Consider the following 23,148-nt stretch of genomic DNA (forward strand, 5'->3'; position numbering starts at 1 on the left):
TTGGTCTTCACGCCTTCAGATAATCCGACTTCCCGCCCAGCCACCGCATCACATGCCGCTCGGCCAGGGCGGGAAACCGGTCGAGCATGTGCGGCGCCAGCTCCCTCGCCCACTCCAGCAGCAGCGTGTCGGTGGCCAGGTCGGCAAAGCGCAGCAGCGGCGCGCCGGACTGGCGGGCGCCCAGGAATTCGCCCGGGCCGCGGATGTCCAGGTCGCGCCGGGCGATCTCGAAGCCGTCGTTGGTTTCGGCCATGGCCTTGAGGCGCTCGCGGGCGGTCTCGCCCAGCCGGCCGCTGTCGTTGGTGGAGTACAGCAGCACGCAGGCCGAGGCGGCCGCGCCGCGCCCCACGCGCCCGCGCAACTGGTGCAGTTGCGAGAGGCCGAACCGCTCGGAGTGCTCGATGACCATGAGCGAGGCATTGGGCACGTCCACGCCCACCTCGATCACGGTGGTGCTGACCAGCACGCCCATGGCGCCGCTGGTGAAGAGCGCCATGACGGCCTTCTTCTCGGCGCTGGGCATGCGCGAGTGCAGCAGGCCCACCTGCACGGGCGCCTGGCCTGCCGCGATGCCGCCCTGCAGGGCCTCGCTCAGTTCGGCATGGGTGGCAGTGGCGTTGGACAGGTCCAGCGCCTCGCTTTCCTCGATCAGCGGGCACACCCAGTACACCTGCCGGCCCGAGGCGACCTGGGCGGCGATGCGTTCGATGACCTCGTCCTTGCGGCTGTCCGCGATGAGCTTGGTGACGATGGGGGTGCGCCCGGGGGGCAGCTCGTCGATGGTGGAGACGTCCAGATCGGCGTAGTAGCCCATGGCCAGGGTGCGCGGGATGGGCGTGGCGCTCATCATGAGCATGTGGGGCTCCATGCCCTGCCCTTCGAGCTTTTGCCGCAGCGCCAGCCGCTGCGCCACGCCGAACCGGTGCTGCTCGTCGATCACGGCCAGGGCCAGGCACCGAAAGCGCACGTGCTCCTGGATGACCGCATGGGTGCCGACGACCAGCGCGGCCTCGCCGCTCTCCACCAGGGCCAGCATGGCGGCGCGCTCTTTCTTCTTTTGCCCGCCGACAAGCCAGGCCACGCGCTGGCCGCGCGCGGCCAGCAGGGGCTCCAGCCAGCCGACGAGCTTGGCGAAGTGCTGCTCGGCCAGGATTTCGGTGGGGGCCATCAGCGCGCACTGCCAGCCGGCGTCGATGCACACGGCGGCGGCCAGGGCGGCCACCACGGTCTTGCCCGAGCCCACGTCGCCCTGCAGCAGGCGGTGCATGGGCACGGAGCGGCCCAGGTCGCGGGCGATTTCCTCGCCCACGCGGCGCTGGGCGCCGGTAAGGCCGAAGGGCAGCACGGCCAGCAGCTGCTCGGCCAGCGTCACGCCGCCGTCGCCGGGGGGCGGCGCCTGCAGCACCGGCGCGCGCAACCGGGCCCGCTCGCGCTTGGACTGCTGCTGGGACAGCTGCTGGGCCAGCAGTTCCTCGGCCTTGAGCCGCTGCCAGGCGGGGTGGCTGTGGTCCTCCAGGGTGGCAATGGCCACGTCGGGCGCCGGGTGGTGCAAAAAAGTGAGCGCCTGCCGCAGGTTCCACCCCGGCGCCAGGCCGTTTTGGCCGGGCACACGGCCCACCGGCGGCTCCACGCCGGGCGGCAGCGTCTCGGACAGCTCCACGCGCTGCAGGGCGCTCACGATGGCGCGGCGCAGGTAGGCCTGAGGCAGTTGCGCGACGGTCGGGTAGACCGGGGTGAGGGCGGCCGGCAGGTCGCCGCCGGCCGTGCGAAAGGCCGGGTGCAGCATCTGCCGGCCCCAGAAGCCGCCCTTGACCTCGCCCCGGATGCGCAGGCGCGCGCCCACGGCCAGGGTCTTCTGGTGGGAGGGGTAGAAGCTGAAGAACCGCAGTTCGCAGGTGCCGGTGCCGTCGTCCACCTGCACCAGCAGCTGGCGGCGGGGGCGCAGCTGCACCTCGCTGGAGACGACGGTGGCCTCGATCTGCACGGTGTCGCCGTCCCGGGCATTGCGCAGGGGGGTGATGCGGGTTTCGTCCTCGTAGCGCAGGGGCAGGTGCAGGGCCAGGTCGATGTCACGCACCAACCCCAGCTTGCGCAGGGCCTTCTGGGCGGGGCTGGGGGCGGGCCGGGCCCCGGGGGCGACCGGGGCGCCCGCACGCCCGGGCGCGCCTGCGGAACCGGGGGCGGCAGTGGCGGCGGCGCTACGGTCGGTCATGGGAAGGGGGAGCGTGCGCAGGCAAAGCGCAACAAGAGGAAACCGGCATGGGCAGAAAAGGCTAACATGCCAGCGCCGTCGTTCGGCATTTTTTGCGGACGCACCCGCGTTATCCACTGGTCCCATGCTCAAGCGAATCAGCGTCCAACATCTTGCCCTGGGCATGTACCTGCACCAGTTCTGTGGCTCCTGGATGGACCACCCGTTCTGGCGCACCGGCTTCGTGCTCCAGGACCCGGAGGACCTGGCACGCATCCACGGCACCACCATCGCCGAGGTCTGGATCGACGTTTCCAAGGGGCTGGACGTGGCCTCCGATGTGGCCACCACCTCGCCCGAAGAGGCCGAGGCCCGCCTCGATACCGACTTCAGCCAGCTGCAGGAGATGCCGGACCTGAAGATCCCGCCCGCTCCGCCGCCCGCCCCGTCGCCTCGCATCCGCTCGCTCGCCCCCACCACCATGGCCGAAGAGCTGGGCCATGCGGCGTCGATCTGCCACCACGCCCGCCAGGCCGTGTCCTCGATGTTCCACGAGGCCCGCATGGGCCGCGCGGTGGATTCCAGCGATGCGCGCAGCCTGGTGCAGGAAATCTCCGATTCGATCACCCGCCACCCGTCGGCGCTCATCAGCCTGGCGCGGCTGAAGACGGCGGACGACTACACCTACATGCATTCGGTGGCGGTGTGCGCGCTGATGGTGGCCCTGGGGCGCCAGATCGGCCTGGACGCCGCGCGCATCCGCACCTCGGGGCTGGCCGGGCTGATGCACGACATCGGCAAGGCAGCGATCCCGCTGGTGGTGCTGAACAAGCCCGGCAAGCTCACCGACGAGGAATTCGACATCGTGCGCAGCCATTCCGAGCACGGTTACCGCATGCTGCTCGAATGCGGCGGCGGCGTGGAGGACGAGGTGCTGGACGCCTGCCTGCACCACCACGAGAAGATGGACGGCTCGGGCTACCCGCACCGCCTGCCGGCCGAGAAGATCAGCCTGACCGCGCGCATGGCCTCGATCTGCGACGTGTACGACGCCGTCACCTCCGACCGGCCCTACAAGCGAGGCTGGGACCCGGCCGAATCGCTGCGGCGCATGGCCGAGTGGACCAACGGGCACTTCGACCCCCGCCTGTTCCAGGCCTTCGTGAAGAGCATCGGCATCTACCCCGTGGGTTCGCTCGTGCGGCTGACCTCGGGGCGCATCGGCGTGGTGATGGAGCAGGCCGCCTCGCTGGTGTCGCCGCGCGTGAAGGTGTTCTTCTCCACCAAGTCCGACCTGCGCATTCCACCCGAGGTCATCGACCTGGCCCAGCCCGGCTGCCCGGAGAAGATCGTGGCCCGCGAAGACCCCGAGAAATGGCGCTTTCCGGACCTCAACGAGCTGTGGACCGGCATGCCGTCGGTGCCGCGGTGATGCCCCGGCCCTGACGCGACACCGCCCGCCCGCATGCCGCCGCCGCGCGCCAGCAACGATCCCGCGGGTGCCGTGCGCACCTATGCGATGGTGGAGCGCTCCAGCCACCTCGATTTCGACATCCGCGACCAGAGCGGACGCACGCCGCTCACGCAGCCGCACAAGCACGAGTATTTCCAGATCCAGGTGAACCTGGAAGGCCACACGCAGCACCACATCGGCGGCGTGGCCCGGCCGTTCACCGCGCGCACCCTGAGCTTCGTGCTGCCGCACCGCATGCACTTCGTGCCGCACCCGCCGGGCACGCGCTGGCTGGTGGTGAACTTCAGCCAGCGCTTCCTGTGGCCCGGCCTGGCCGTGGACCCGCTCGACCTGGAAGACGTGCCGCTCGCCCTGGCGCCGGAGCTGGCGCCGTTCCAGTTCCAGGAGCACCTGGACTTCACCTTCGACGAAAGCGGCTTTGGGGCCGTGCAGGCGCTGCTGGACACCCTGCAGCGCGAGAACACGGCACGGCGCCTGGCCTCGCTGGCGTGCATCCGCGGCGGCCTGCTGCAACTGCTGGCGCTGACCTGCCAGCGCTGGGAGGGCGAATTGCGCGCGCTGGCCGCGGCCCAGGCGCAGCGCGGCAGCCGCCGCGCGGCCATGGCCCGGCTGCTGCGCTACCTGCGCGGCGAACTGGCCGGCGACCCCACGCTGGCCGACGCAGCCGAGGCCGCCTGCCTGTCGCCCAACTACCTGGCCCACCTCATCAAGAAGGAAACCGGCAAGACCTTCACCGAGCTGCTGACCGAACGCCGGCTGGCCCTGGCGCAGGAACTGCTGCTGGCCACGGGCGAGCGCATCGGCGAGATCGCGCGGCGCTGCGGCTTTGCCGACGAAGCGTATTTCGCCCGGCGCTTTCGGCAGTGGCACGGCCTGAGCCCCAGCGCCTGGCGCGCGCAGCGGCTGCGCGAACTGCAGGGCACGGCCGTGGCGGTGCCCGGTTCCGTCCAAGTCTTGCGCTGAATCGTCCGGGTGCGCCGCGGCGGCGGACCTTAAGCTTTCCGTTGACCAAAACAACGGAGACGCTTTCATGGACCTGAACCGCCGAGACATCTTGATGACCTCTTCCGCCACCGTGGGCGGCGCCCTGGCCGCAGGCTGCGCCAGCGTGACCGCCACCCCGTCCCAGCCCGCGCCGTTTTCGCTGAGCGTGCCGGCCGTGCCCATCGCCGGCAGCCGCGAAGTCTTTCCGGTGCACCGCATCTACTGCATCGGCCGCAACTACGCGGCCCATGCGCGCGAGATGGGGTCCGACCCCACGCGCGAGCCGCCGTTCTTCTTCCAAAAGCCGAACGACGCGGTGCAGTTCGTGCCGCCAGGCACCACGGTGGACCACCCCTACCCCGCCCTCACCCGCAACTACCACTACGAGGTGGAGCTGGTGGCCGCCCTGCACAGCGGAGGGCGCCACATCGCGCCGGAGCAGGCGCTGCAGCACGTGTACGGCTATGCCGTGGGCCTGGACATGACGCGCCGCGACCTGCAAAGCGACATGAAGGACCAGAAGAAGCCCTGGGAGATCGGCAAGAGCTTCGACCTGTCGGCCCCCATCGGCCCGATCCACCGCACGGCCCAGGCCGGCCACTTTCCCAAAGGCGCCATCACGCTGTCGGTGAACGGCACGGTCAAGCAGAGCGCCGACCTGGCGCAGATGATCTGGAGCGTGGCCGAGCAGATCAGCAACCTGTCGCAGGCGTTCGAGCTGAAGGCCGGGGACTTGATCTACAGCGGCACGCCCGAGAACGTGGGCGCCGTGGTGCGCGGGGACCTCATGGTGGCGCACATTGACGGCCTGCCGGACCTCTCGCTGCGCGTGGTCTGAGCCTGGCGCACGGGGCCTGAGGGCCTGGGGGTCTGAGGGCGCGGGGCCGTGGGACAATCGCCCCGTCTCGCAGCCCCCCGGGTCTCCCCCACCCCCAGCGCGGACCGATCCGCGCTTTTTCTTTTCTTGGAACGGGCCTGTCCGGCCCTCAAGCACATGTCCTCCAGCCCCCGCGCTTTCACGCTCAGCGATTTCGATTTCACGCTGCCCCCGCAGCTCATTGCCCAACACCCCGCCCCCGAACGCAGCGCCTCGCGCCTGCTGGACGGCCGCAGCACCGAGCCGGCCGACCGGGTCTTTCGCGACCTGCCCGGTCTGCTGCGCGCGGGCGACCTGCTGGTGTTCAACGACACGCGCGTGGTCAAGGCCCGCGTGTTCGGCGAGAAGGCCAGCGGCGGCAAGCTGGAGCTGCTGATCGAGCGCGTGCTGGCCGGCAACGAGGTGGTGGCGCACATGAAGGTGAGCAAGAAACCCCTGCCCGGCGCCGTGGTGCACCTGGCGGGCGGGCTGGCTGGCGGCGGCTTCGACGCCACGCTGCTGTCGCGCTGGCCGGGGGACGACGGCCCGCTGTTTCGCTTCGCGCTGCAGGGCCCGGCGGGCGAGACCCCCTACGACCTGATGGAGCGGCACGGCCACCTGCCGCTGCCGCCCTACATCGAGCGACACCAGGAGGGCGGCGCCGACCCCGATGCCGCCGAGGACGCGCAGCGCTACCAGACCGTCTTCGCCCGCGCGCCCGGCGCGGTGGCCGCCCCCACGGCGGCGCTGCACTTCGATGCGGGTGTGCTGGCCGACCTGGAGGCCCGGGGCGTGGAGCGCGCCAGCGTCACGCTGCACGTGGGCGCCGGCACCTTTCAGCCCGTCAAGACCGAGAACTTGGCCGAGCACCAGATGCACAGCGAGTGGTACGAGGTGCCCCTGCCCACGCTGGCCGCCCTGGAGCGCTGCCGCCAGCGCGGGGGCCGCGTGGTGGCGGTGGGCACGACGACCGTGCGCACGCTCGAATCGTGGGCCCTGAGCGGCCAGGCCACGGGCGACACGCAAATCTTCATCACGCCCGGCTTCGGCTTCCGGGTGGTGGACGTGCTGGTCACCAATTTCCACCTGCCCAAGAGCACGCTGATGATGCTGGTGAGCGCCTTCGCGGGCTACGAGCACGTGATGGGCCTGTACCGCCACGCCATCGCGCAGGGGTACCGCTTCTTCAGCTACGGCGACGCCATGCTGCTGCAGCGCCCGCAGCCGGCGCACTGAACGCGGGCCGCCCGCGCCGTGACGAACCGCTCCGAGACGCCGTCCCCGCCGCCGCTGCACGCCCTGCGCAGCCGCGGCGCCGCGGTGGCGGGCATCGGCCTCACCGTGGGCGCCTGCGCGTGCTTCGCGGTGCTGGACGCCACCACCAAATGGGTCAGCGCCGCCGTGCCGCTCTTCATGGCGCTGTGGCTGCGCTACCTGTTCCAGGCGCTGCTGACCACGGCGTTCGTGCTGCAGCGCGAAGGCGTGGCCGTGCTGCGCACCACGCAGCCGCGGTTCCAGGCGCTGCGCGCGGTGCTGTTCGCCGCCACGAGCCTCTTCGGTTTCATCAGCATCCAGCACCTGCCGCTGGCCGAGTTCACCGCCATCGTGGCGGCCACGCCGCTGTGCGTGACGGTGGTGGCGGCGCTGTGGCTGCACCAGCGGGTGAGCGCGCCGCGCTGGGCGCTGGTGGTCCTGGGGCTGGCGGGCACGCTGGCCATCATCCGCCCGGGGGGCGAGGCCTTCACCTGGGCGATGCTCTGGCCGCTGTGCCTGCTGGCCACCGGCACGGGCTACCAGGTCATCAGCAGCAAGATGGCCGGGCACGAGAGCCCTGCCACCACCCAGCTGTACACCGGCTGGTTGGCCTCGGCGCTGGTGTCGGTGGGCGTGCCGTTCGCCTGGACCGCCATCGCGGACCCATGGCTGTGGGCCGGCATGTTCGCCATGGGCCTGTCGAGCGCGGTGGGGCACATGCTGCTGCTCAAGGCCTATGCGCGCACCACGCCGGTGACGATCGCGCCGTTCCTCTACAGCCAGATCGGATTCGCCATGCTGGCCGGCTGGCTGTTGTTCCGGCACGTGCCCGATGCCTGGTCGCTGGCCGGCATCGCGGCCATCGTGCTCAGCGGGGCGGCCAGCGCCTGGCTCACGGTGCGCGAGACGCGCTGAAACGCCAGGTTCAAGGCTTTCGTGGCCGTTGCCCTAGTGTTCATTGCCCTTTTTGCTATTTATTTGATAGCAAATCAGAAGGCCGCGGCATGCCCGTCTTTGCGCGGGTCCGAGCCCGCGATGTAGATGCCGCCCTCGCGCAGCACGAGCTGGGCGCCGCCGAAGGCGAACACGCCGTGGCCCGACTCCACGGTGACCTCGTGGCCCCGCGCGCGCAACTCGGCCAGCACGGCGGGATCGAAGCCCGGCTCCACGGCCACGCCCCGGCCGCCGGTGACGCGCCAGCGCGGCGCATCGGCGGCGGCCTGCGGGTTCTGGCCGTAGCGCAGCACGCGCAGGGCCATCTGCACGTGGCCCTGCGACTGCATGGGGCCGCCCATGACACCGAAGGCCATGCGCGGCGTGCCGTCGGCATGCATGGCGAACGCCGGGATGATGGTGTGCGAGGGGCGCTTGCGCGGGCCCACCTCGTTGGCATGGCCCGGCACCAGGCTGAAGCCGTGGCCCCGGTTCTGCAGGCTGATGCCGGTGCCGGGCACCACCACGCCCGACCCGAAGCCCATGTAGTTGGACTGGATGAACGACACCATCATCCCCGACGCATCGGCGGCCGCCAGGTACACCGTGCCGCCGCGGCGCGGCGCGCCATGGCCGGGATCGCCGGCGCGCGCCGGATCGATGTGCAGCGCACGCTCGCGCAGGTAGGCCGGGTCCAGCAGGTCGCGCGGCGCCACGCGCATCGCGTCGATGTCGGCGTTGTGCTCGTACAGGTCGGCCAGCGCGAGCTTCATGGCCTCGATGCTGGCATGCACCGTCTCCACGTCGTCCACGGGGCGCGTGCCGATGCCCACGGCGTCGAGCAGCCCCAGCGCGATCAGCGCGGCGATGCCCTGGCCGTTGGGCGGGATTTCATGGACGACCGCATCGCCGAACGGCTGGCTCACCGTGCCCACCCAGTCGGCCTGGTGCGCGGCAAGGTCCTCCTCGGTCATCGCGCCGCCATTCGCCTGCGCGTGGGCGGCCATCTGGCGGGCCAGCGTGCCGCGGTAGAAGGCCTCGCCGCCGGTGTCGGCGATCAACTCCAGCGTGCGGGCATGCGCTTCGCTGCGGAAGATCTCGCCCGCGCGCGGCGCCCGCCCGCCGGGCATGAAGCACTCCGCGAAACCCGGCTGGGCACCCAGCCGGTCCGCCCCCAGCGCCCACTGCGTAGCGATGATGGGCGAGACGGGAAAGCCGCCGCGTGCGTATTCGATGGCGGGCTGCGCCAGTTGCGCGAACGGCAGCTTGCCCAGCCGCTGCGACAGCGCGACCCAGGCCGAGACCGCGCCGGGCACGGTCACGGCGTTCCAGCCGGACTCGGGAATGCCGCCGCGCTGGGCGAAGTATTCGGGCGTCCAGGCCGCCGGCGAGCGGCCCGAGGCATTGAGGCCGTGCAGTTCCTGGCCATCCCACACGATGGCGAAGCCATCGCTGCCGATGCCGCAGCCCGTGGGCTCCACCACCGTCAGCGCCATGGCCGTGGCAATGGCCGCGTCCACCGCGTTGCCGCCGGCCATGAGCATGCGCAGCCCGGCCTGGGCGGCCAGGGGCTGCGAGGCGGAAACGATGTTGCGGCCCATGACGGGGCTGCGCTGCGAGGCGTAGGGCTGGCCCCAGTCGAGGGCGGTGGCGTTCGGTGGGGGCGCTTGGGTCATGTCGTGTCTCCTTGGGTTGGGAAAGGCACTCGGGGCGGGATCATTGTTCCAGGGTGATCTTGCGCTCGCGGATCACGGCGGCCCAGCGTGCGCTGTCGGCCTGCACCATGGCGGCGAACTGCGCGGCCGTGCTGGGCCGGGCCGGCTCGACGCCCAGCTTGGCCAGGCTGGCGATGACGTCCGGGGCCTGCATGGCCTTGGCGAAGGCCTGGTGGATGCGCTCCACCAGCGCGGGCGGCGCACCGGCCGGTGCGTACACGCCGAACCAGGTCACCGACGAATAGCCGGGCAGGCCGGACTCCGCCAGCGTGGGCAGCTCGGGCGCGAGCGCGCTGCGCTGCTGGCTGGTCACGGCCAGGGCCCGCAGGCGGCCGCTCTTCACGTGGGGCATGCCGGTGGGAATCGAGTCGAACAGCACATGCACCTGGCCCGTCGCCAGGTCGGCGATCGACTGGGCCGTGCCCTTGTACGGCACGTGCGTCATCTCGATGCCGGCCTGCGCGCTGAAGGCCGCGGCATTGAGGTGCACGATGGTGCCGTTGCCGCTGCTGGCGTAGTTGAGCTGGCCGGGGTGCGCCTTGGCGTAGGCGATCAGGTCCGCCACCGATTTGACGGGCAGCGAGGGCGTGACCAGCAGCACGCTGGCGGCGTCCGCCACATGGGCCACGGGCGTGAAGTCCTTGCGCGGGTCGTAGGCCAGGCGCGGCATGAGGTGGGGCGAGATCGCGTGCGTGCTGCTGGTGGTGAGCAGCAGGGTGTAGCCGTCGGCAGGGGCCTTGGCGGCCTCGGCCGCGCCGATGGTGCCGCCCGCGCCGGGCCGGTTGTCCACCACCATCTGCTGGCCCAGGTCCTGCGACACGCGCTGCGTGACCACGCGCGCCACCAGATCGGTGGCCCCGCTGGCCGGAAACGGCACGATCACGCGCACGGGGTGGCTGGGCCAGGCCTGCGCAGAGACCCCGCCGGCCATCGCGGCAAGCGACAACGCAACGAGCAGGCAGCGGGTGAAATTCACGAATCGCATGGAGCACTCCGATCGGGCACGCGGCAAAAGGGGCCATCTTAGGAATCGGTGCGCCCGCTGACCAACAGCAATTCGGCAAAGACCTTTGCCGCAACGGCAAAGCACTCGATACTTTGCACCTTCCCGAGCAAACCCCTTCCAAGCCCCTTCAAAGCCGTTTGCGCCTTTCTCCGCCATGCGAGCCCACCTGCTGCAAGACACCGCCCTGCGTTACTTCCTCGAAGTGGCGCAATGCGGATCGCTGACCGAAGCCTCCGCCCGGCTGCACGTGGCCGCATCGGCCCTGAGCCGCCAGATCGCGGGGCTGGAGGCGCAGCTGGGCACGCCGCTGTTCGAGCGGCACCCGCGCGGCATGGTGCTGACCGCGGCCGGCGAGATCCTCGCCACGCATGCGCGGCGCACCGGGCTGGACGCCGAGCGCGCGCTGGGCGAGATCGGCGCGCTGCTCGGGCTGCGCGCGGGCCAGGTGCGCCTGGCCACCTCGGATGTATTCGCCAACGAACTGGTGCCCCGGCTGTGCGTGGCGTTCCAGCGCGAGCATGCAGGCATCCGCTTCACGGTGACGGCGCTGCCCACCGCGCAGGTGCCGGAGGCCGTGCGCACGGGCGTGGCCGACATCGGCCTGTGCTTCAGCCGCGCGCCGCAGCCCGGCATCCAGGTGGCCCACCGCCAGAGCGCGCCCGTCCTGGCCATGCTGCCGCCCGGGCACCCGCTGGCCGGCGCCAGCCGCATCAGCCTGGCGCAGATGGCCCGGTTCCCGCTCGTGCTGCCGCCGCAGGAAACCATCGTGCGCCAGATGATCGACATGGCCTGCAGCCGCCAGGGACTGCAGCTGGAGCCCGTGCTGGTCAGCAACCACGCCCGCACGGTGCTGGAGTTCGTGGCGCACGGCGGCGGCGTGTCGGTGTCGAGCGAAATCGCCACACGCCATGCCGTGGCCGCAGGCGCCATCGTGGCGCGGCCCCTCGGCGACCCGGGCATGGACCTGCGCGACATCGAAGTGCAGACCCTCGCCGGCCGCGCGCTGCCCGTGGCTGCGCAGGCCTTTCTGGAGCGGTTGAAGGCGCAATTGACGGCGCCCTGAAAGCCGTTCAGATCAGCGGTGGGCCATCCAGTGCTGCAGCGCCTTCAGCACGGCGTTGTCGAGCGCCCCCCGATGCACACGGTGCAGGGCGTCGTTCAGGAATTCCCAGTTCGCGCCCTGTCCATGGGACTGGATCACTGAACCATCCATCGAGCGCGAACCGGGTCTGGCGTGTGGTCCGTTCAATGCGCAAGGGACTCGCTCAACGGCTCCGATCGTTCGCTTGATCCGCACTGGATTTGCGGCCACGCGAGGCTGTCTTGGCCGGTACGGTCTGTCCATATTCGGCCCACCAGGACATCAATGCCTCCATGGTGGGCCCGAGCCCGCGGGCCTTTTGCGTCATCTCGTATTCGACGCGCGGGGGCACCTGCGCGAACACGGTGCGCGAGACCAGGCCATCCCTTTCCAGCTCTCGCAACTGCGCCGTCAGCATGTGCTGGGTAATGCCGGGAATGGCCTTGCGCAACTCACCGAAACGGTAGATCCGTTGGTTGAGCAGCCACATGATTTCCAGCTTCCATTTGCCGGAGAGCAGCGCAAATGCACGGCGCATTTCCTCGTGCATGTTGATTTCGGCAGATCCATTAGTCTGTTTTTTCATACTAAGCACCATTTTTTCATCCTACTTTTCATTCATCATCTTAGATGACATTCTGGCTGCTTGTCGAACTTCCATGCCGACTGGCACAACCCATGGCTACCACCTACCTCTACTGGATATCCACCGCGCTGCTAGCGCTGCTTTACCTTGCGTCTGCCGCCCTGTACGTCGCCAAGGGCGACTTCGTTCGCAAGGCGCAGGCGGACCTCGGCTATTCCGCCCCGCTCCTCGTGCCTTTCATGATCGCCATCAAGCTGCTCGGGCCGCTGGCGATTCTTTGGCACTTCAACACCGCGCTGAGCGATCTCGCCTACGCCGGCATCTTCTATCACCTGGTCTTGTCCGGCCTGGCCCATTTGGGGGTTCGCCAGCCCAAGGGCGCCATTCCGGCGGCCGCCGGACTCGTTTTCCTGCTTGCTTCCTTCGCGACGCAAAACGCGGCCCGCGAACTGCAATCGCCTTACGCACCAGCGGCTGCCGCCATTCGGGCCGCCCTCGGGTGACGACGGCCCCCATGGCTTGGCCCGATGCCGTGGCCCATGCCCGGCGCCGATCGGCGCCACCACACGCACCTCAATCCGATTGGAGAAACCAATGAGCCCATTTCACGCCAAAGTCTCGGAGCAGCCTTTCGCAGCGAAGAAGTACCTCGACATTCACGGCCACCGGATGGCCTACATCGATGAAGGCGAAGGCGCGCCCATCCTCTTTCAGCACGGCAATCCGTCGTCTTCCTATCTCTGGCGCAATGTCATGCGGCACCTGCGGGGGCAGGGACGGTTGATTGCGGCCGACTTCATGGGGATGGGCGATTCAGCAAAGCTCGATCCGGCGCTGGGCGCGTCTCGCTACTGCTTCAACGAGCAGCGAAAGTACCTGCACGGCCTGTGGGACGCGCTGGACCTGGGCAACGAGGTGATTCTTGTCCTGCACGACACCGGGTCGATGTTCGGCTTTGACTGGGCCAACCAGCACCGCGACCGCGTTCAAGGCATTGCCTACATGGAATCCATCGTCGCGCCGCTGCTCGTGTCCGACTTCCCCGAGCCCGTGCAGGCGCAGCTCCTGCAGATCACACCCGAAGGACTGGAGGCGAGCTTGCAGGGCCTGGATTTCCTCGAAGGATTTCTGCTGGGCGCCCGCGACTTCTCCCCCCTGGAGAAGGCCCATTACCGCGCCCCCTTCCTGAAGCCCGGCGAAGACCGCAGGCCCCTGATTTCGTTCGATCTTCCGATCGGGGGGCAGCCCGCGCACACGGCCCAGATGGCCGAGGCGTATTCGCGCTGGCTTGGCGAAAGCGATGTGCCCAAGCTGCTCATTCGAGCCGATCCCGGCCATCTGCTGACCGGGCGCCTGTACGACATCGCGAAGTCCTGGCCCAACCAGACGGAGGTCACCGTCAAAGGCGGCCACTACATCCAGGAAACGAGCCCGGATGAAGTGGGTATGGCGATCGCCGGTTTCGTGCGGCGGCTGCGCGCCTGAGGCGCCGGCGCAGGGCAGAGCACGCAACAGGCGGGTCCTTCCAGGCCACGTCGCACCGGCATCCTGCCGTGCCGCCGTGCAATACCTGACGCTACTTCGCCGCCTGCTGTTCGCGAAAAGCCCGCGCCTTACCGAAGTGCCCGCACCCGATGAACGGCACGGGCGGGCGCAGCGCGGACAGCGGCGAAGGGTGGTTGGCCGTGAGCACCAGGTGGCCCCGGTCGCCCGGAATCCACACGCGCTTGGACTGGGCATGCGAGCCCCACAGCATGAACACCACCGGCCGATCGCCCTCGGCCACATGGCGGATCACCGCGTCGGTGAGCTCCTCCCAGCCCTTGCCGGAATGGCTGGCGGCCTGGCCCTCTTCAACGGTCAGGCAGGTGTTGAGCAGCAGCACGCCATTTTTGGCCCACTTGGCGAGGCTGCCGCCCGGCTCGGGCCAGGCGGGAAAGGGGGTGCCCAGGTCGCGCTGCATCTCCTTGAAGATGTTGCGCAGCGAAGGCGGCAACTGCACGCCGGGCGCCACCGAAAACGCGAGGCCCTCGGCCTGCCCGCGGCCGTGGTACGGGTCCTGCCCGAGGATGACCACGCGCACCTGATCAGGAGAGGTCAGCTCCAGCGCGCGCAGCGGCCGGGGCGGGAAGATGGCGGCGCCATCGGCCAGCCGTGCCTTCAGGAACGCCAGCAGCGCCTGCCCCCGCGCACCGGCGAAAAAAGCATCCACCAGGGGCTGCCATCCGGGCGCCACGGGCCAGTCGGCAGGATCGGCGCTGTGCAGCTGGGTGGACGGCGCCACGGAATCATTCATGCTCAAAACAGCCTCCAGCACAATAAGATCTAGGGCATATCGCTATTAATTTAATAGCATCCAGCAAACCGGCGTCAAGCGAACAGCTTGGCCAGGGCCTCGCCGGGTTCCGGCGCCCGCATGAAGGCCTCGCCGACCAGGAAGGCGTTCACGCCCGCATCGCGCATCTGCCGCACGTCGGCGGGCGAGAGAATGCCCGACTCGGTCACCAGCAGGCGATCGGCCGGCACGTTCTTTTGCAGCGCCAGGGTGGTCGAGAGCGACACCTCGAAGGTGCGCAGGTTGCGGTTGTTGATGCCCACCAGCGGCGTTTTCAGGCGCAGCGCCCGGTCCAGCTCGGCGCCGTCGTGCACCTCCACCAGCACCGCCATGTCCAGGCTGCGGGCGATGGCCTCGAAATCGGCCATTTGCGCATCGTCCAGGCAGGCCACGATCAGCAGGATGGCATCGGCGCCCATGGCCCGCGATTCATAGATCTGGTAGGTGTCCACCATGAAATCCTTGCGCAGCACGGGCAGCTGGCAGCTGGCGCGCGCCTGCTTCAGGTAGTCGGGCTGGCCCTGGAAGAACTGCCGGTCGGTCAGCACCGACAGGCACGCCGCGCTCACCTTGCCGTCGCCCTCGGCATAGCTCTGGGCGATGTCGGCGGGAATGAAATCCGCGCGCAGCACGCCTTTGGACGGGCTGGCCTTCTTGACCTCGGCGATCACCGCCGCCTGGCCCTTGGCTATTTTTGCGCGCAGCGCCCCTTCGAAGTCGCGCGTGAGCACGCGGCTTTCCGCGTCCGCACGAATGGCGGCCAGGGGCGCTTTCTTTTGCGCCGCTGCGATTTCTTCGCGCTTGACGGCAATGATCTTGTTGAGGATGTCACTCATGTCGAAACCTTCTCCAGCTCCTAGAGCCCTTTTTGCATCGATGAACGAACGCGGCGGGCACCCGGCCCTCCGCAGCAGTGCGGCCCTTCAGCCCGCCGCCAGCGCATGGGTGCGCGCAACCAGCTGCTCCAGCTTGGCCAGCGCCGCGCCGCTGGCGATGGCCGAGCGCGCGCGGACGATGCCGTCCGCGATCGAGTCGGCCACGTTGGCGGCATACAGCGCCGCGCCGGCATTCAGGCAGACGATGTCCTGGGCCGGGCCGGGCTGGCCGCGCAGCACGCCCAGCAGCACCTCGCGCGACTGCTCGGGGGTGTCCACCTTCAGGGTCCGGTTGCTGGCCATGGCCAGGCCGAAGTCTTCGGGGTGGATTTCGTATTCGGTGATCTCGCCCTTTTTCAGCTCGCCCACCAGCGTGGCTGCACCCAGGCTGACCTCGTCCATGCCGTCGCGGCCATAGACCACCACGGCATGCTCGGCGCCCAGCCGCTGCAGCGCGCGCACCTGGATGCCCACCAGGTCGGGGTGGAACACCCCCATGAGGATGTTGGGCGCGCCCGCCGGGTTGGTGAGCGGCCCGAGGATGTTGAACAGGGTGCGCACGCCCATTTCCTTGCGCACCGGCGCCACGTTCTTCATGGCGGGGTGGTGGTTGGGCGCGAACATGAAGCCGATGCCGACCTCGGCGATGCAGCGCGCGATGGCCTCGGGCGGCAGGGTGATGTGCACGCCCAGCGATTCCATCACGTCGGCGCTGCCGCTCTTGCTGGAGACGCCGCGCCCGCCGTGCTTGGCGGTCTTGGCGCCGGCAGCGGCGGCCACGAACATCGCGCAGGTGGAGATGTTGAAGGTGTTGGCGCCATCGCCGCCCGTGCCCACGATGTCCACCATGTGCGTGGTGTCCGGCACGTGGACCTTGTTGGAGAACTCGCGCATGACCTGCGCGGCGGCGGCGATCTCGCCGATGGTTTCCTTCTTGACGCGCAGGCCGGTCACGATGGCCGCCGTCATCACGGGCGACAGTTCGCCGCGCATGATGAGGCGCATCAGGTGCAGCATCTCGTCGTGGAAGATTTCGCGGTGCTCGATGGTGCGCTGCAGCGCTTCCTGGGGGGTAATGGACATTCCGTTTCCTCGAATGAAGCTCAGGCGCCGGGACGCTCGGAGAGCGCAAGCCGGATGCCGAAACCGATGAACATCGCACCGGCCACGCGGTCCAGCCAATGCATGCCTCGCTGGATCGCACCCTGGCGGCGGGCCATCCAGGCCGCCGCCAGCGCCCAGCCGGCGTTGACCGGAATGGCGTTGATGTTGAACAGCACGCCCAGCAGCACGAAGGCCCAGGCCTTGTTCTCGGTGCCCGGCGCGATGAACTGGGGCACGAAGGCCAGAAAGAAGATGGCCACCTTGGGGTTGAGCACGTTGGTCCAGAACCCGCCCAGGAACACCTTCTTCAGCGAAGCTGGCGCCGAGGGAGCAGCGCGCGCGGCGGCCAGATCGGCGCCACCGGCCGCGTCGGCAGGGGCCTTGGCCCACAGCATGCGAACGCCCATCCACAGCAGGTAGGCGGCCCCCACCCATTTGAGCGCCGTGAAGGCCGTGGCCGACGCGGCCAGCAACGCCCCCACGCCCACGGCCGCCGCGGCGATGTGCACGAAGCACCCGGCCGTGATCCCGAAGCCCGCGACGAGCCCGGCGCGCACGCCGGATTTCAGCGCGTTCGTGACGATGTAGAGCACGTCCGGCCCGGGCGTGAGGTTGAGCAGCCATCCGGCCGCGATGAACAGGAGCAGCTGGTGCGTCTCGATCATGGCCGCGCCTGCAGGAAGTTGCGCAGCATGGCGTGGCCGTGCTCGGTGAGGATGCTTTCCGGGTGGAACTGCACGCCTTCGATGTCCAGCGTCTTGTGGCGCACGCCCATGATCTCGCCGTCGTCGGTCCAGGCGGTCACCTCCAGCACGTCCGGGCAGGTGGCCCGCTCGATGGACAGCGAGTGGTAGCGGTTCACCGTGAACTGCTCGGGCAGGCCGGCGAACACGCCTTGCTGGGTGGTGGTGATCACGCTGGTCTTGCCGTGCATCAGTTCCTGGGCCCGCACGATGGTCCCGCCGAATGCCGCCCCGATGGCCTGGTGGCCCAGGCACACGCCCAGGATGGGCAGCTTGCCGGCGAAGTGGTGGATGGCGGCCACCGAGATGCCGGCTTCGGCCGGCGAGCACGGCCCGGGGGAGATGACGAGCCGGTCGGGCGCCCGTGCGGCGATGCCCTCCAGCGTGATCTCGTCGTTGCGGTACACCTCGACCTCGGCACCCAGCTCTCCGAAGTACTGGACGATGTTGTAGGTGAAGCTGTCGTAGTTGTCGACCATCAGCAGCATGGCTTTGACCTCTTGAATGCTTGGGGGGCCGGGCCCGGCCCCCGTTGGGAAATGCACCCCCGTCACACGGCGCAGCCCGGTCCGGGCGGGTCCGCGGCTGCCGAGGCAGCGGGGGGAGACTTTTTGGGATGCGCGCCCGCGCGGGCGCACCAGGGGTGTCAGTTCGCAGGCTTGCGCCAACGAAGGGGGAAGGGTGCCGCCAGGCAAGGACGCGGATGAGGCATGGCGGCGATTATCACCTGCCTGCCCGCCCCGCCGTGCAAAGGACGGATTCGCGGGGCGCCGGCCCCTGCGCAGCCCCTCAGCCGCCCTCAGCCGCCCTCAACGAGCCCTCCGGCGCGCCGCGCTCACGCGCCACGCCGGTGCCCGCCGCACTTCGCATGGCCGCAATCCGCATCGCATACAAAGCGTTTACATACGCTTGCCACGCGGAAAGTCGGAACCTCCGCGTTGGGTCCTGCAACCGCCCCCTTTCCGTTCCGAAAAGGCCGATTGCCGTCCAGTGCATTTCTTCATCAACTGCAAGGGGGTCAATCCATGGGTGCGATAAAAAACGCGTTCAAGTCAATCGCGAAGGGCATTGAAAAAGCCGTTCAGGGCGTAGGGCAAATCGCCAAAGGCCTGGTCACGCTCGATCTGAAAGGGGCGGCGGCCGGTCTCAAGAAGCTGGGAGAGGCGGGCGGAGACATCGCCCGCGGCGCCATCAACCTCACGCCGGCCGCATTGGCGGCCAATACCTTACTGGACGGGGCGCTCGACAAGGTGCTCAAGAAGGTGCAGAGCGTCGCCCAGAAGGTGGTGGACACCGCCGTGGACAGCGTCGAGGGCGGCCTCACCAGCATCAAGAAGGGCGCCGTGGGCCTGGCCAAGGGCATTGCCAAAGGCAACCTGTCCCAAGCCCTGAACGGCATCAAGGACCTGGCGCTGGGCGCCATGGAAACCGCCTCCAATTTCGGGCCCGGCGGCATCGCCAAGAACGTGGCGCGCCTGGCGGTGGACTCCACCATCGACCTGGCCACGCAGGAGGTCACCAAGGCCGCGTCCAAGGTGCTGGACCCCAACGGCACATCGCTGCTGGGTGGCCTGGCCGTGGACACGATCGGTGCAGCCACCAGCGGCGGCCTGAGTTCCTCGCGCGCGGGCCGTTTCGCCGATGGCGAGAGCTTCCGCAAGGGCGCCAATGACCTGCCCGACACCCGCTCGCCCGGCCTGCGCCAGGACGGAGACGACCTGTCCGGCACGCGCCTGACGACCAACCGCCAGGGCGTGGACGAGCTGTGCGACACGCCTCCGACGGGCTTCCGCCAAGGCGCGCGAGACGCTGCCGAAACCGCGGCCCGCGATGCGGTCGACACGGTCGTCCAGAGCACCATCGACAAGCTGATGCTCAGCCTGCAGCAGACGCTGGACCCCAACAACGACTCGAACGTGGTCGGCACCGGCACGAACCTGGTCGGCGGTGCGTTGCAGGACGCCGCTAGCACGGCCGTGCAGACCCGCGGCCGCCGCGGCACGGATGGCTCGCGCCAGGCCCAGGGCCCGGACGAAGTGCCGCCGCAGACCCGCCGCGAGGCCGTCAAGGAATCGGTGCAGAACTCGGTGCACAACGCCGTCGACATGGCCATCCAGGCCGCGGTGCAAGCCGCCCTGTACACGCTGCTGCCCAAGCTGGGGCTCGACCAGAACAGCGCGCTGGCAGCGCTCGGCCAGGGTGTGCTCGAGGACACGCTGTCCAACGTGAGCAGCCCGCGCAATGCGACGGGCCTGAAGTCGGGCAGCCGCCAGGTGGCCTCGGACCTCAAGCAAGGCCTGCAGAACTCCATCCAGGAAAAGCTGCTCGGCGTGGCGGATCAGGCCATCCAGGGCATCGTCGACCAGGTCATGGCCAAGGGCCTTCAGGGCCTGCAACCGACGGGCGGCGCATCGTCGCCGAGCGCGGGCGGCGTGGGCAGCCAGCTGGGCTCGGACCTGCGTGCCGGCATCCAGGACCGCATCCAGTCCGTGGTGAAGGACGTGATCAGCGGCGTGATGCAGTCGGTGATCGACACCGCCAACCAGGGCGTGGCCGCGGGCCTGTCCCTCGGCAAGGGCCTGCCGCAACTGCCGCAGTTGCCACAGCTGCCCACCAGCGCGACCGAAACCCGCGTTTCGATCGACATGCACATGCACATCCGCGCCTGACGCGGACGCTTCTTCCTCACTTCTTTTGAAAGGCAATGACCATGGACGACTCCAATGTTCACGAAGATCCCATCGCCGCCTTGGCCGTCTCCCTGGTCAACGCCATCCGCGAGAACCAGCTGGACGAAGCGGAAACCATGCTGGAGGAGCTGAATGCGCTCAGCCCGGACACCGAGGAGTACCTGATCTTTCCGGTGCTCATCGCGATCCAGCGGGGCTACACGCAGGAGGCCCTTCAGTACCTGAACACGCTGGGCGAGGACACCGCCCCGGAACTCAAGGCCCTGTGCCTGAACATCCTGGGCGATCCCACCTGGCACTACCACGCGCAAAGCTGCCTGGAAAGCGGCGACGAGCACGTGCGCAAATCCATGCGCGAGCTGCTCCAGCTGGAGCCCGAGATCGCTGGCGATCTCGCATAGGACCGCCGCCATGCTGAAGCTCACTCCCCAGGCCGACCTGGGCGTGTTCTACGACGCGGATTCAGCCCGCTACGCGGCGGGCTGCGCCCAGGACTACACGCAGACGGTCACACGCGACGCCTTCGCCGCGTTCTACGCCGAATGCCCGTCCATCGGATTCGAATCCGATGGCGCGCCGATCGGCGGCATCCTGTTCGATGGAGAACAGGCCCACATCGCGGTGCTGCCGCGCTACCACGGCCTCTGGGCCCTGCTGCTCAAGCCGGCACTGCAGTGGCTGTTTTCGCTGAAAGCCGACATTCTGGTCGCGGTGGAGAACGACAACCACCGCTGCCTGCGCTTCATGGAGCGCCATGGCTGGCAGCGGATCGAGGCCCGCGGCGACGACATCATCTACCGCATCACGCCGCAGGGCGGCCTGCGCAAGACCGAGTACCCGCGCCCCCACCGCAACGGCGCGCCGGCCGCGCGTGCGGCGGGCCCCGCCTTCTTCGGAGCATCGCCATGCCTTCACCCTCAATGAGCGCCGCCGAGCGGCAGCCGCCCCAGGCCTGGGGCGCCGGCGCGCACCGGATCGTTCCCCATGACGGCGCGGGCGTTCGCCTGCGGCTCGTGTCCATGGTCCAGCCGCCCATTCTTCTGGACGACGGGTTTCCCCGCTCTTCCGGGCTCTGGGTGTCCAGCAACCTGTTGCTGCCCGGTTGCGAAAGCGCTTTGACGCAGCGGCACATGGCCGTGCAGGGCCTGCTGGTGCGGCTGGAAGCGCTGGCAGGCCAGGAGGGGCGCGAATTGAACCGCACCCTTCGCCTGTTCTCGGACAACCGGCTTTCGCAGGTGCATGCCAACAGCGCGGACTTCGAGCGCCTGAGCGCTCCCAGCGGCCTGTCGGGCCCGGCCGTGCACCCCGCCAGCGGCGACGCGATCGCGTGCATCGACGAAGAGCGCGAATGGCTGCTGGTCGATGCACAGAAAGGCTTTCACCCCGGAGGCATGGCCCCTTCGGCGGCACTGATCGCCTCGCTCGTGCGGCTGGCCGAGGTGCCGGTGCATGCGCGCCGCCGGCTGGTGGACGCCGGCGACCCCGCGGGCACGATCGAGGCGGCCAAGCCCCTGGTGCTCGAAGCCGCGCGCGCATTGGTGCAGCAAGGGCTGGGCGACACGAAGGTCCAGCTGTCGGCGCAGGCCATCGCATTGGCCGAGCATCTGAGCCCGGCCCATCTGATCCAGTGGCTGCTCACCGATGCGGCGCTGCCGTTTCGCGACCAGGCCCTACCCGCCTGACCCCCGTGGCCCGGCACCCACCGCATGGGTTCCGGGCCCCAGGGCAGGCTGCTGCAGGCCGCACCCGATCCACGCGGTACCACTGTCCCCACGGTGGATTTTGAGGGTCGCGAAGAACGGCGTTTGCCCATCCATTCCGTCTCGAATCCCGAGACACCTTTCTCCACCCTGGCAGGGAGCGTGGCAGGAAACCGCCGCCTCCGTTGTCCAACGAAAGCAGCGTTTATGAACACCACGGTCAACGGCTACACAGCCTCTCTCAGCATCAGCATCGGGCGCGCCCAGCCCGGCAAAACGGCGGGCAACACGGCCGCGCAGACCAAGGAGGCCGCAGCGGCCCTGGCGAAATACATGCACCAGAACGGCATCGACACGCAGACGCCGAATGGGCTCTACGGGCTGGCCCGCAACACCTCGGGCCAAACGCCCGAGGACGTCTCGGAAGCGGCGAATTTCATGCTGACCCACCCGGACATCTACGCGCTGCTGGACCCCTCGGGCGGTGACGGTACCGCGGACGTCTCCAGTTTCGACTTCGCGGCGCGCGGCGGCTACGACGCGCAACTGCAGGACAGTGCGCCAGAGAGCGCGGTGCCGATGAACGAGCAGGCCGCCTCCGGCGCCATCGCGGCCTTCATGCGCCAGAACCATTTGCCGTCCATCGACCCCAACACGCTTTTCCAACTGGCCAAGCGGCCCAACAGCGACACCTCGCCCACCGTCTCGGCGGCGGCGAAGTTCATGCTGCAAAACCCCGAGTCCTATCGCCAGATCGAGACGAACGACGGGGGCGCCGCCGACGGCCTGTCGGAATCGGACGACTTCGAGGCGGCCGCCCAGGGTGCCCTTTCGGGACTTTCGTCGCCCCGGCCCGCCGGTGGCTCCACGCTGCAGCCCCTGGCCGACCAGGACCGTGTGGCGCCGGTGGCGCCCCGCGCCCAGCAACGGTCCGCCCCTGCCGAGCCGCCCATGGACGCGCAGGATGCCTCCCGCATTCTGGCGGATCACATGCTCCAGGGGAACGCCTCGCCGCTGGCACGCCTGTTCAAGCCCCAGGCGATGACACCAGAACGGCTCTATCAACTGGCCGAGGGGGGCAAGGCCTCTCCCGAGGTGGCGGCGGCCGCGAAATTCATGCTCCAGAACCCCGATGTCTACCGCGCCATCGAAACCCATGACGTGCCTGGCGCGGACGGCAAATCCGGCGTCGGCAACCTGCTGGCGGCCGCGCGGGGTGAGGTCCCCGGCGTGGGCGGCCAGGCCTCCAGCGCCTTGGGCAACGTCCTGCAACTGCTGCGGCAATTGCTGGCGCAGCTCCAGGGCCCGACCGGTCAGCCACAGCCGACACAGGCCCAGCCGATGAACGGCCAGAGCGCGGCACGCGTCCTGGCCGACCACATGGTGCAGGAAGCCGGTGGTGCGCTCCATCTCTTCGGCAAGCGCTTTCTGCCCAAGACCCAGCCCATGACCCCGGACCGCCTGTACCAGTTGAGCCAGGGACAGGGCAAGGTAGCCGAAGCCGCGAAGTACATGCTCCAGCACCCCGACACCTACCGCGCGATCGAGACGCGCGACGTGGCCGGGGCCGACGGCAAGTCCGGCCTGGGCAACCTGCTGGCCGCCGCCCGCGGCGAGATCC

Annotated in this window: 23 protein-coding genes; 13 read left to right on the forward strand and 10 right to left on the reverse strand. The window is 69.2% G+C overall.

Features of this window, described 5'->3' with window-relative positions:
* Positions 1 to 7 precede the first annotated feature (7 nt).
* Entirely contained in the window at positions 8 to 2,212 is a 2,205-nt protein-coding gene (recG, locus tag AVKW3434_RS18475) for an ATP-dependent DNA helicase RecG (protein ID WP_284406994.1), read from the reverse strand.
* A 124-nt stretch (positions 2,213 to 2,336) separates the two neighbouring features.
* On the opposite strand from recG, the gene AVKW3434_RS18480 reads away from it, so the two are divergent.
* From AVKW3434_RS18480 to AVKW3434_RS18500, 5 genes are all read left to right on the forward strand, one after another.
* A complete protein-coding gene (locus tag AVKW3434_RS18480; RefSeq protein ID WP_284406995.1) occupies positions 2,337 to 3,623 on the forward strand; it encodes a cyclic di-GMP phosphodiesterase in 1,287 nt (428 codons plus the stop codon).
* 33 nt (positions 3,624 to 3,656) lie between these two features.
* Positions 3,657 to 4,628: an AraC family transcriptional regulator gene (locus AVKW3434_RS18485; protein WP_284406996.1), complete on the forward strand. Its 972-nt coding sequence runs from the start codon at positions 3,657 to 3,659 to the stop codon at positions 4,626 to 4,628.
* A 94-nt stretch (positions 4,629 to 4,722) separates the two neighbouring features.
* Positions 4,723 to 5,487: a fumarylacetoacetate hydrolase family protein gene (locus tag AVKW3434_RS18490; RefSeq protein ID WP_502869118.1), complete on the forward strand. Its 765-nt coding sequence runs from the start codon at positions 4,723 to 4,725 to the stop codon at positions 5,485 to 5,487.
* 156 nt (positions 5,488 to 5,643) lie between these two features.
* Entirely contained in the window at positions 5,644 to 6,741 is a 1,098-nt protein-coding gene (queA, locus tag AVKW3434_RS18495) for a tRNA preQ1(34) S-adenosylmethionine ribosyltransferase-isomerase QueA (RefSeq protein ID WP_284406998.1), read from the forward strand.
* Between the two features lie 54 nt (positions 6,742 to 6,795).
* Positions 6,796 to 7,674 (forward strand): DMT family transporter, encoded by an 879-nt coding sequence (locus AVKW3434_RS18500; RefSeq protein WP_502869120.1) that lies wholly within the window; start codon positions 6,796 to 6,798, stop codon positions 7,672 to 7,674.
* Between the two features lie 74 nt (positions 7,675 to 7,748).
* Here AVKW3434_RS18500 and AVKW3434_RS18505 read toward each other — a convergent pair whose 3' ends face one another.
* Together AVKW3434_RS18505 and AVKW3434_RS18510 are read right to left on the reverse strand one after the other, a co-directional pair.
* On the reverse strand, positions 7,749 to 9,368 hold the full coding sequence (locus tag AVKW3434_RS18505) for a gamma-glutamyltransferase family protein (RefSeq protein ID WP_284407000.1): 1,620 nt from the start codon (positions 9,366 to 9,368) through the stop codon (positions 7,749 to 7,751).
* Between the two features lie 40 nt (positions 9,369 to 9,408).
* A complete protein-coding gene (locus tag AVKW3434_RS18510; RefSeq protein WP_284407013.1) occupies positions 9,409 to 10,338 on the reverse strand; it encodes a Bug family tripartite tricarboxylate transporter substrate binding protein in 930 nt (309 codons plus the stop codon).
* Between the two features lie 229 nt (positions 10,339 to 10,567).
* On the opposite strand from AVKW3434_RS18510, the gene AVKW3434_RS18515 reads away from it, so the two are divergent.
* Positions 10,568 to 11,476 (forward strand): LysR family transcriptional regulator, encoded by a 909-nt coding sequence (locus AVKW3434_RS18515; protein WP_284407001.1) that lies wholly within the window; start codon positions 10,568 to 10,570, stop codon positions 11,474 to 11,476.
* Positions 11,477 to 11,488: 12 nt separating this feature from the next.
* Here the strand turns inward: AVKW3434_RS18515 and AVKW3434_RS18520 are convergent, their stop codons facing one another.
* Both AVKW3434_RS18520 and AVKW3434_RS18525 read right to left on the reverse strand, forming a co-directional pair.
* A complete protein-coding gene (locus tag AVKW3434_RS18520; protein ID WP_284407002.1) occupies positions 11,489 to 11,614 on the reverse strand; it encodes a hypothetical protein in 126 nt (41 codons plus the stop codon).
* A 64-nt stretch (positions 11,615 to 11,678) separates the two neighbouring features.
* The gene (locus tag AVKW3434_RS18525; RefSeq protein WP_284407003.1) at positions 11,679 to 12,080 is read right to left on the reverse strand and encodes a winged helix-turn-helix transcriptional regulator; all 402 of its coding nucleotides are present in this window, start codon (positions 12,078 to 12,080) and stop codon (positions 11,679 to 11,681) included.
* Positions 12,081 to 12,172: 92 nt separating this feature from the next.
* On the opposite strand from AVKW3434_RS18525, the gene AVKW3434_RS18530 reads away from it, so the two are divergent.
* Together AVKW3434_RS18530 and AVKW3434_RS18535 are read left to right on the forward strand one after the other, a co-directional pair.
* Positions 12,173 to 12,583 (forward strand): DoxX family protein, encoded by a 411-nt coding sequence (locus AVKW3434_RS18530; protein ID WP_284407004.1) that lies wholly within the window; start codon positions 12,173 to 12,175, stop codon positions 12,581 to 12,583.
* Between the two features lie 91 nt (positions 12,584 to 12,674).
* Positions 12,675 to 13,565, forward strand: a complete 891-nt coding sequence (locus tag AVKW3434_RS18535) for a haloalkane dehalogenase (protein WP_284407005.1) — start codon at positions 12,675 to 12,677, stop codon at positions 13,563 to 13,565.
* Between the two features lie 91 nt (positions 13,566 to 13,656).
* Here AVKW3434_RS18535 and AVKW3434_RS18540 read toward each other — a convergent pair whose 3' ends face one another.
* The 5 genes from AVKW3434_RS18540 to AVKW3434_RS18560 all read right to left on the reverse strand — a co-directional run bounded on the left by AVKW3434_RS18540 (position 13,657) and on the right by AVKW3434_RS18560 (position 17,625).
* On the reverse strand, positions 13,657 to 14,376 hold the full coding sequence (locus AVKW3434_RS18540; protein ID WP_284407006.1) for a uracil-DNA glycosylase: 720 nt from the start codon (positions 14,374 to 14,376) through the stop codon (positions 13,657 to 13,659).
* A gap of 74 nt (positions 14,377 to 14,450) precedes the next feature.
* Positions 14,451 to 15,251, reverse strand: coding sequence for an indole-3-glycerol phosphate synthase TrpC (gene trpC, locus AVKW3434_RS18545; protein WP_284407007.1), 801 nt, complete (start codon positions 15,249 to 15,251; stop codon positions 14,451 to 14,453).
* Between the two features lie 87 nt (positions 15,252 to 15,338).
* The gene (gene trpD / locus AVKW3434_RS18550) at positions 15,339 to 16,373 is read right to left on the reverse strand and encodes an anthranilate phosphoribosyltransferase (RefSeq protein WP_284407008.1); all 1,035 of its coding nucleotides are present in this window, start codon (positions 16,371 to 16,373) and stop codon (positions 15,339 to 15,341) included.
* Between the two features lie 20 nt (positions 16,374 to 16,393).
* Positions 16,394 to 17,059 carry a LysE family translocator gene (locus AVKW3434_RS18555; RefSeq protein WP_284407009.1) on the reverse strand — a complete coding sequence of 222 codons (666 nt, stop codon included), beginning with the start codon at positions 17,057 to 17,059 and terminating at the stop codon, positions 16,394 to 16,396.
* Positions 17,056 to 17,625, reverse strand: a complete 570-nt coding sequence (locus tag AVKW3434_RS18560) for an aminodeoxychorismate/anthranilate synthase component II (protein WP_284394222.1) — start codon at positions 17,623 to 17,625, stop codon at positions 17,056 to 17,058. Before AVKW3434_RS18560 ends, AVKW3434_RS18555 begins: the two co-directional genes overlap by 4 nt.
* Before the next feature lie 537 nt (positions 17,626 to 18,162).
* On the opposite strand from AVKW3434_RS18560, the gene AVKW3434_RS18565 reads away from it, so the two are divergent.
* The 5 genes from AVKW3434_RS18565 to AVKW3434_RS18585 form a co-directional block, all read left to right on the forward strand.
* On the forward strand, positions 18,163 to 19,806 hold the full coding sequence (locus tag AVKW3434_RS18565; RefSeq protein WP_284407010.1) for a hypothetical protein: 1,644 nt from the start codon (positions 18,163 to 18,165) through the stop codon (positions 19,804 to 19,806).
* A 41-nt stretch (positions 19,807 to 19,847) separates the two neighbouring features.
* Positions 19,848 to 20,228, forward strand: coding sequence for an HrpB1 family type III secretion system apparatus protein (locus AVKW3434_RS18570; RefSeq protein WP_272565598.1), 381 nt, complete (start codon positions 19,848 to 19,850; stop codon positions 20,226 to 20,228).
* A 10-nt stretch (positions 20,229 to 20,238) separates the two neighbouring features.
* Positions 20,239 to 20,751: a GNAT family N-acetyltransferase gene (locus tag AVKW3434_RS18575; RefSeq protein WP_272565601.1), complete on the forward strand. Its 513-nt coding sequence runs from the start codon at positions 20,239 to 20,241 to the stop codon at positions 20,749 to 20,751.
* Positions 20,733 to 21,509 carry a hypothetical protein gene (locus AVKW3434_RS18580; RefSeq protein ID WP_284407011.1) on the forward strand — a complete coding sequence of 259 codons (777 nt, stop codon included), beginning with the start codon at positions 20,733 to 20,735 and terminating at the stop codon, positions 21,507 to 21,509. The genes AVKW3434_RS18575 and AVKW3434_RS18580 overlap by 19 nt, the downstream gene beginning before the upstream one ends.
* A gap of 225 nt (positions 21,510 to 21,734) precedes the next feature.
* Positions 21,735 to 23,148 (forward strand): hypothetical protein (locus AVKW3434_RS18585; RefSeq protein WP_284407012.1); only part of this gene is annotated, 1,414 nt, incomplete at its 3' end.

This window comes from Acidovorax sp. SUPP3434 (assembly GCF_030159015.1).
GTDB lineage: Bacteria > Pseudomonadota > Gammaproteobacteria > Burkholderiales > Burkholderiaceae_C > Paracidovorax.

What these genes read in the sequence shown, in the direction of transcription:
- AVKW3434_RS18490 (WP_502869118.1), top strand. Translation starts at nt 4,723, where the DNA reads ATGACCTCTTCCGCCACCGTGGGCGGCGCCCTGGCCGCAGGCTGCGCC.
- AVKW3434_RS18540 (WP_284407006.1), bottom strand. Translation starts at nt 14,376, where the DNA reads ATGAATGATTCCGTGGCGCCGTCCACCCAGCTGCACAGCGCCGATCCT.
- AVKW3434_RS18575 (WP_272565601.1), top strand. Translation starts at nt 20,239, where the DNA reads ATGCTGAAGCTCACTCCCCAGGCCGACCTGGGCGTGTTCTACGACGCG.
- AVKW3434_RS18530 (WP_284407004.1), top strand. Translation starts at nt 12,173, where the DNA reads ATGGCTACCACCTACCTCTACTGGATATCCACCGCGCTGCTAGCGCTG.
- AVKW3434_RS18505 (WP_284407000.1), bottom strand. Translation starts at nt 9,368, where the DNA reads ATGACCCAAGCGCCCCCACCGAACGCCACCGCCCTCGACTGGGGCCAG.
- queA (WP_284406998.1), top strand. Translation starts at nt 5,644, where the DNA reads ATGTCCTCCAGCCCCCGCGCTTTCACGCTCAGCGATTTCGATTTCACG.
- AVKW3434_RS18525 (WP_284407003.1), bottom strand. Translation starts at nt 12,080, where the DNA reads ATGAAAAAACAGACTAATGGATCTGCCGAAATCAACATGCACGAGGAA.
- AVKW3434_RS18560 (WP_284394222.1), bottom strand. Translation starts at nt 17,625, where the DNA reads ATGCTGCTGATGGTCGACAACTACGACAGCTTCACCTACAACATCGTC.
- AVKW3434_RS18570 (WP_272565598.1), top strand. Translation starts at nt 19,848, where the DNA reads ATGGACGACTCCAATGTTCACGAAGATCCCATCGCCGCCTTGGCCGTC.
- AVKW3434_RS18535 (WP_284407005.1), top strand. Translation starts at nt 12,675, where the DNA reads ATGAGCCCATTTCACGCCAAAGTCTCGGAGCAGCCTTTCGCAGCGAAG.
- AVKW3434_RS18565 (WP_284407010.1), top strand. Translation starts at nt 18,163, where the DNA reads ATGGGTGCGATAAAAAACGCGTTCAAGTCAATCGCGAAGGGCATTGAA.
- AVKW3434_RS18555 (WP_284407009.1), bottom strand. Translation starts at nt 17,059, where the DNA reads ATGATCGAGACGCACCAGCTGCTCCTGTTCATCGCGGCCGGATGGCTG.
- AVKW3434_RS18515 (WP_284407001.1), top strand. Translation starts at nt 10,568, where the DNA reads ATGCGAGCCCACCTGCTGCAAGACACCGCCCTGCGTTACTTCCTCGAA.
- AVKW3434_RS18510 (WP_284407013.1), bottom strand. Translation starts at nt 10,338, where the DNA reads ATGGCCGGCGGGGTCTCTGCGCAGGCCTGGCCCAGCCACCCCGTGCGC.
- trpC (WP_284407007.1), bottom strand. Translation starts at nt 15,251, where the DNA reads ATGAGTGACATCCTCAACAAGATCATTGCCGTCAAGCGCGAAGAAATC.
- AVKW3434_RS18580 (WP_284407011.1), top strand. Translation starts at nt 20,733, where the DNA reads ATGCCTTCACCCTCAATGAGCGCCGCCGAGCGGCAGCCGCCCCAGGCC.
- recG (WP_284406994.1), bottom strand. Translation starts at nt 2,212, where the DNA reads ATGACCGACCGTAGCGCCGCCGCCACTGCCGCCCCCGGTTCCGCAGGC.
- trpD (WP_284407008.1), bottom strand. Translation starts at nt 16,373, where the DNA reads ATGTCCATTACCCCCCAGGAAGCGCTGCAGCGCACCATCGAGCACCGC.
- AVKW3434_RS18480 (WP_284406995.1), top strand. Translation starts at nt 2,337, where the DNA reads ATGCTCAAGCGAATCAGCGTCCAACATCTTGCCCTGGGCATGTACCTG.
- AVKW3434_RS18485 (WP_284406996.1), top strand. Translation starts at nt 3,657, where the DNA reads ATGCCGCCGCCGCGCGCCAGCAACGATCCCGCGGGTGCCGTGCGCACC.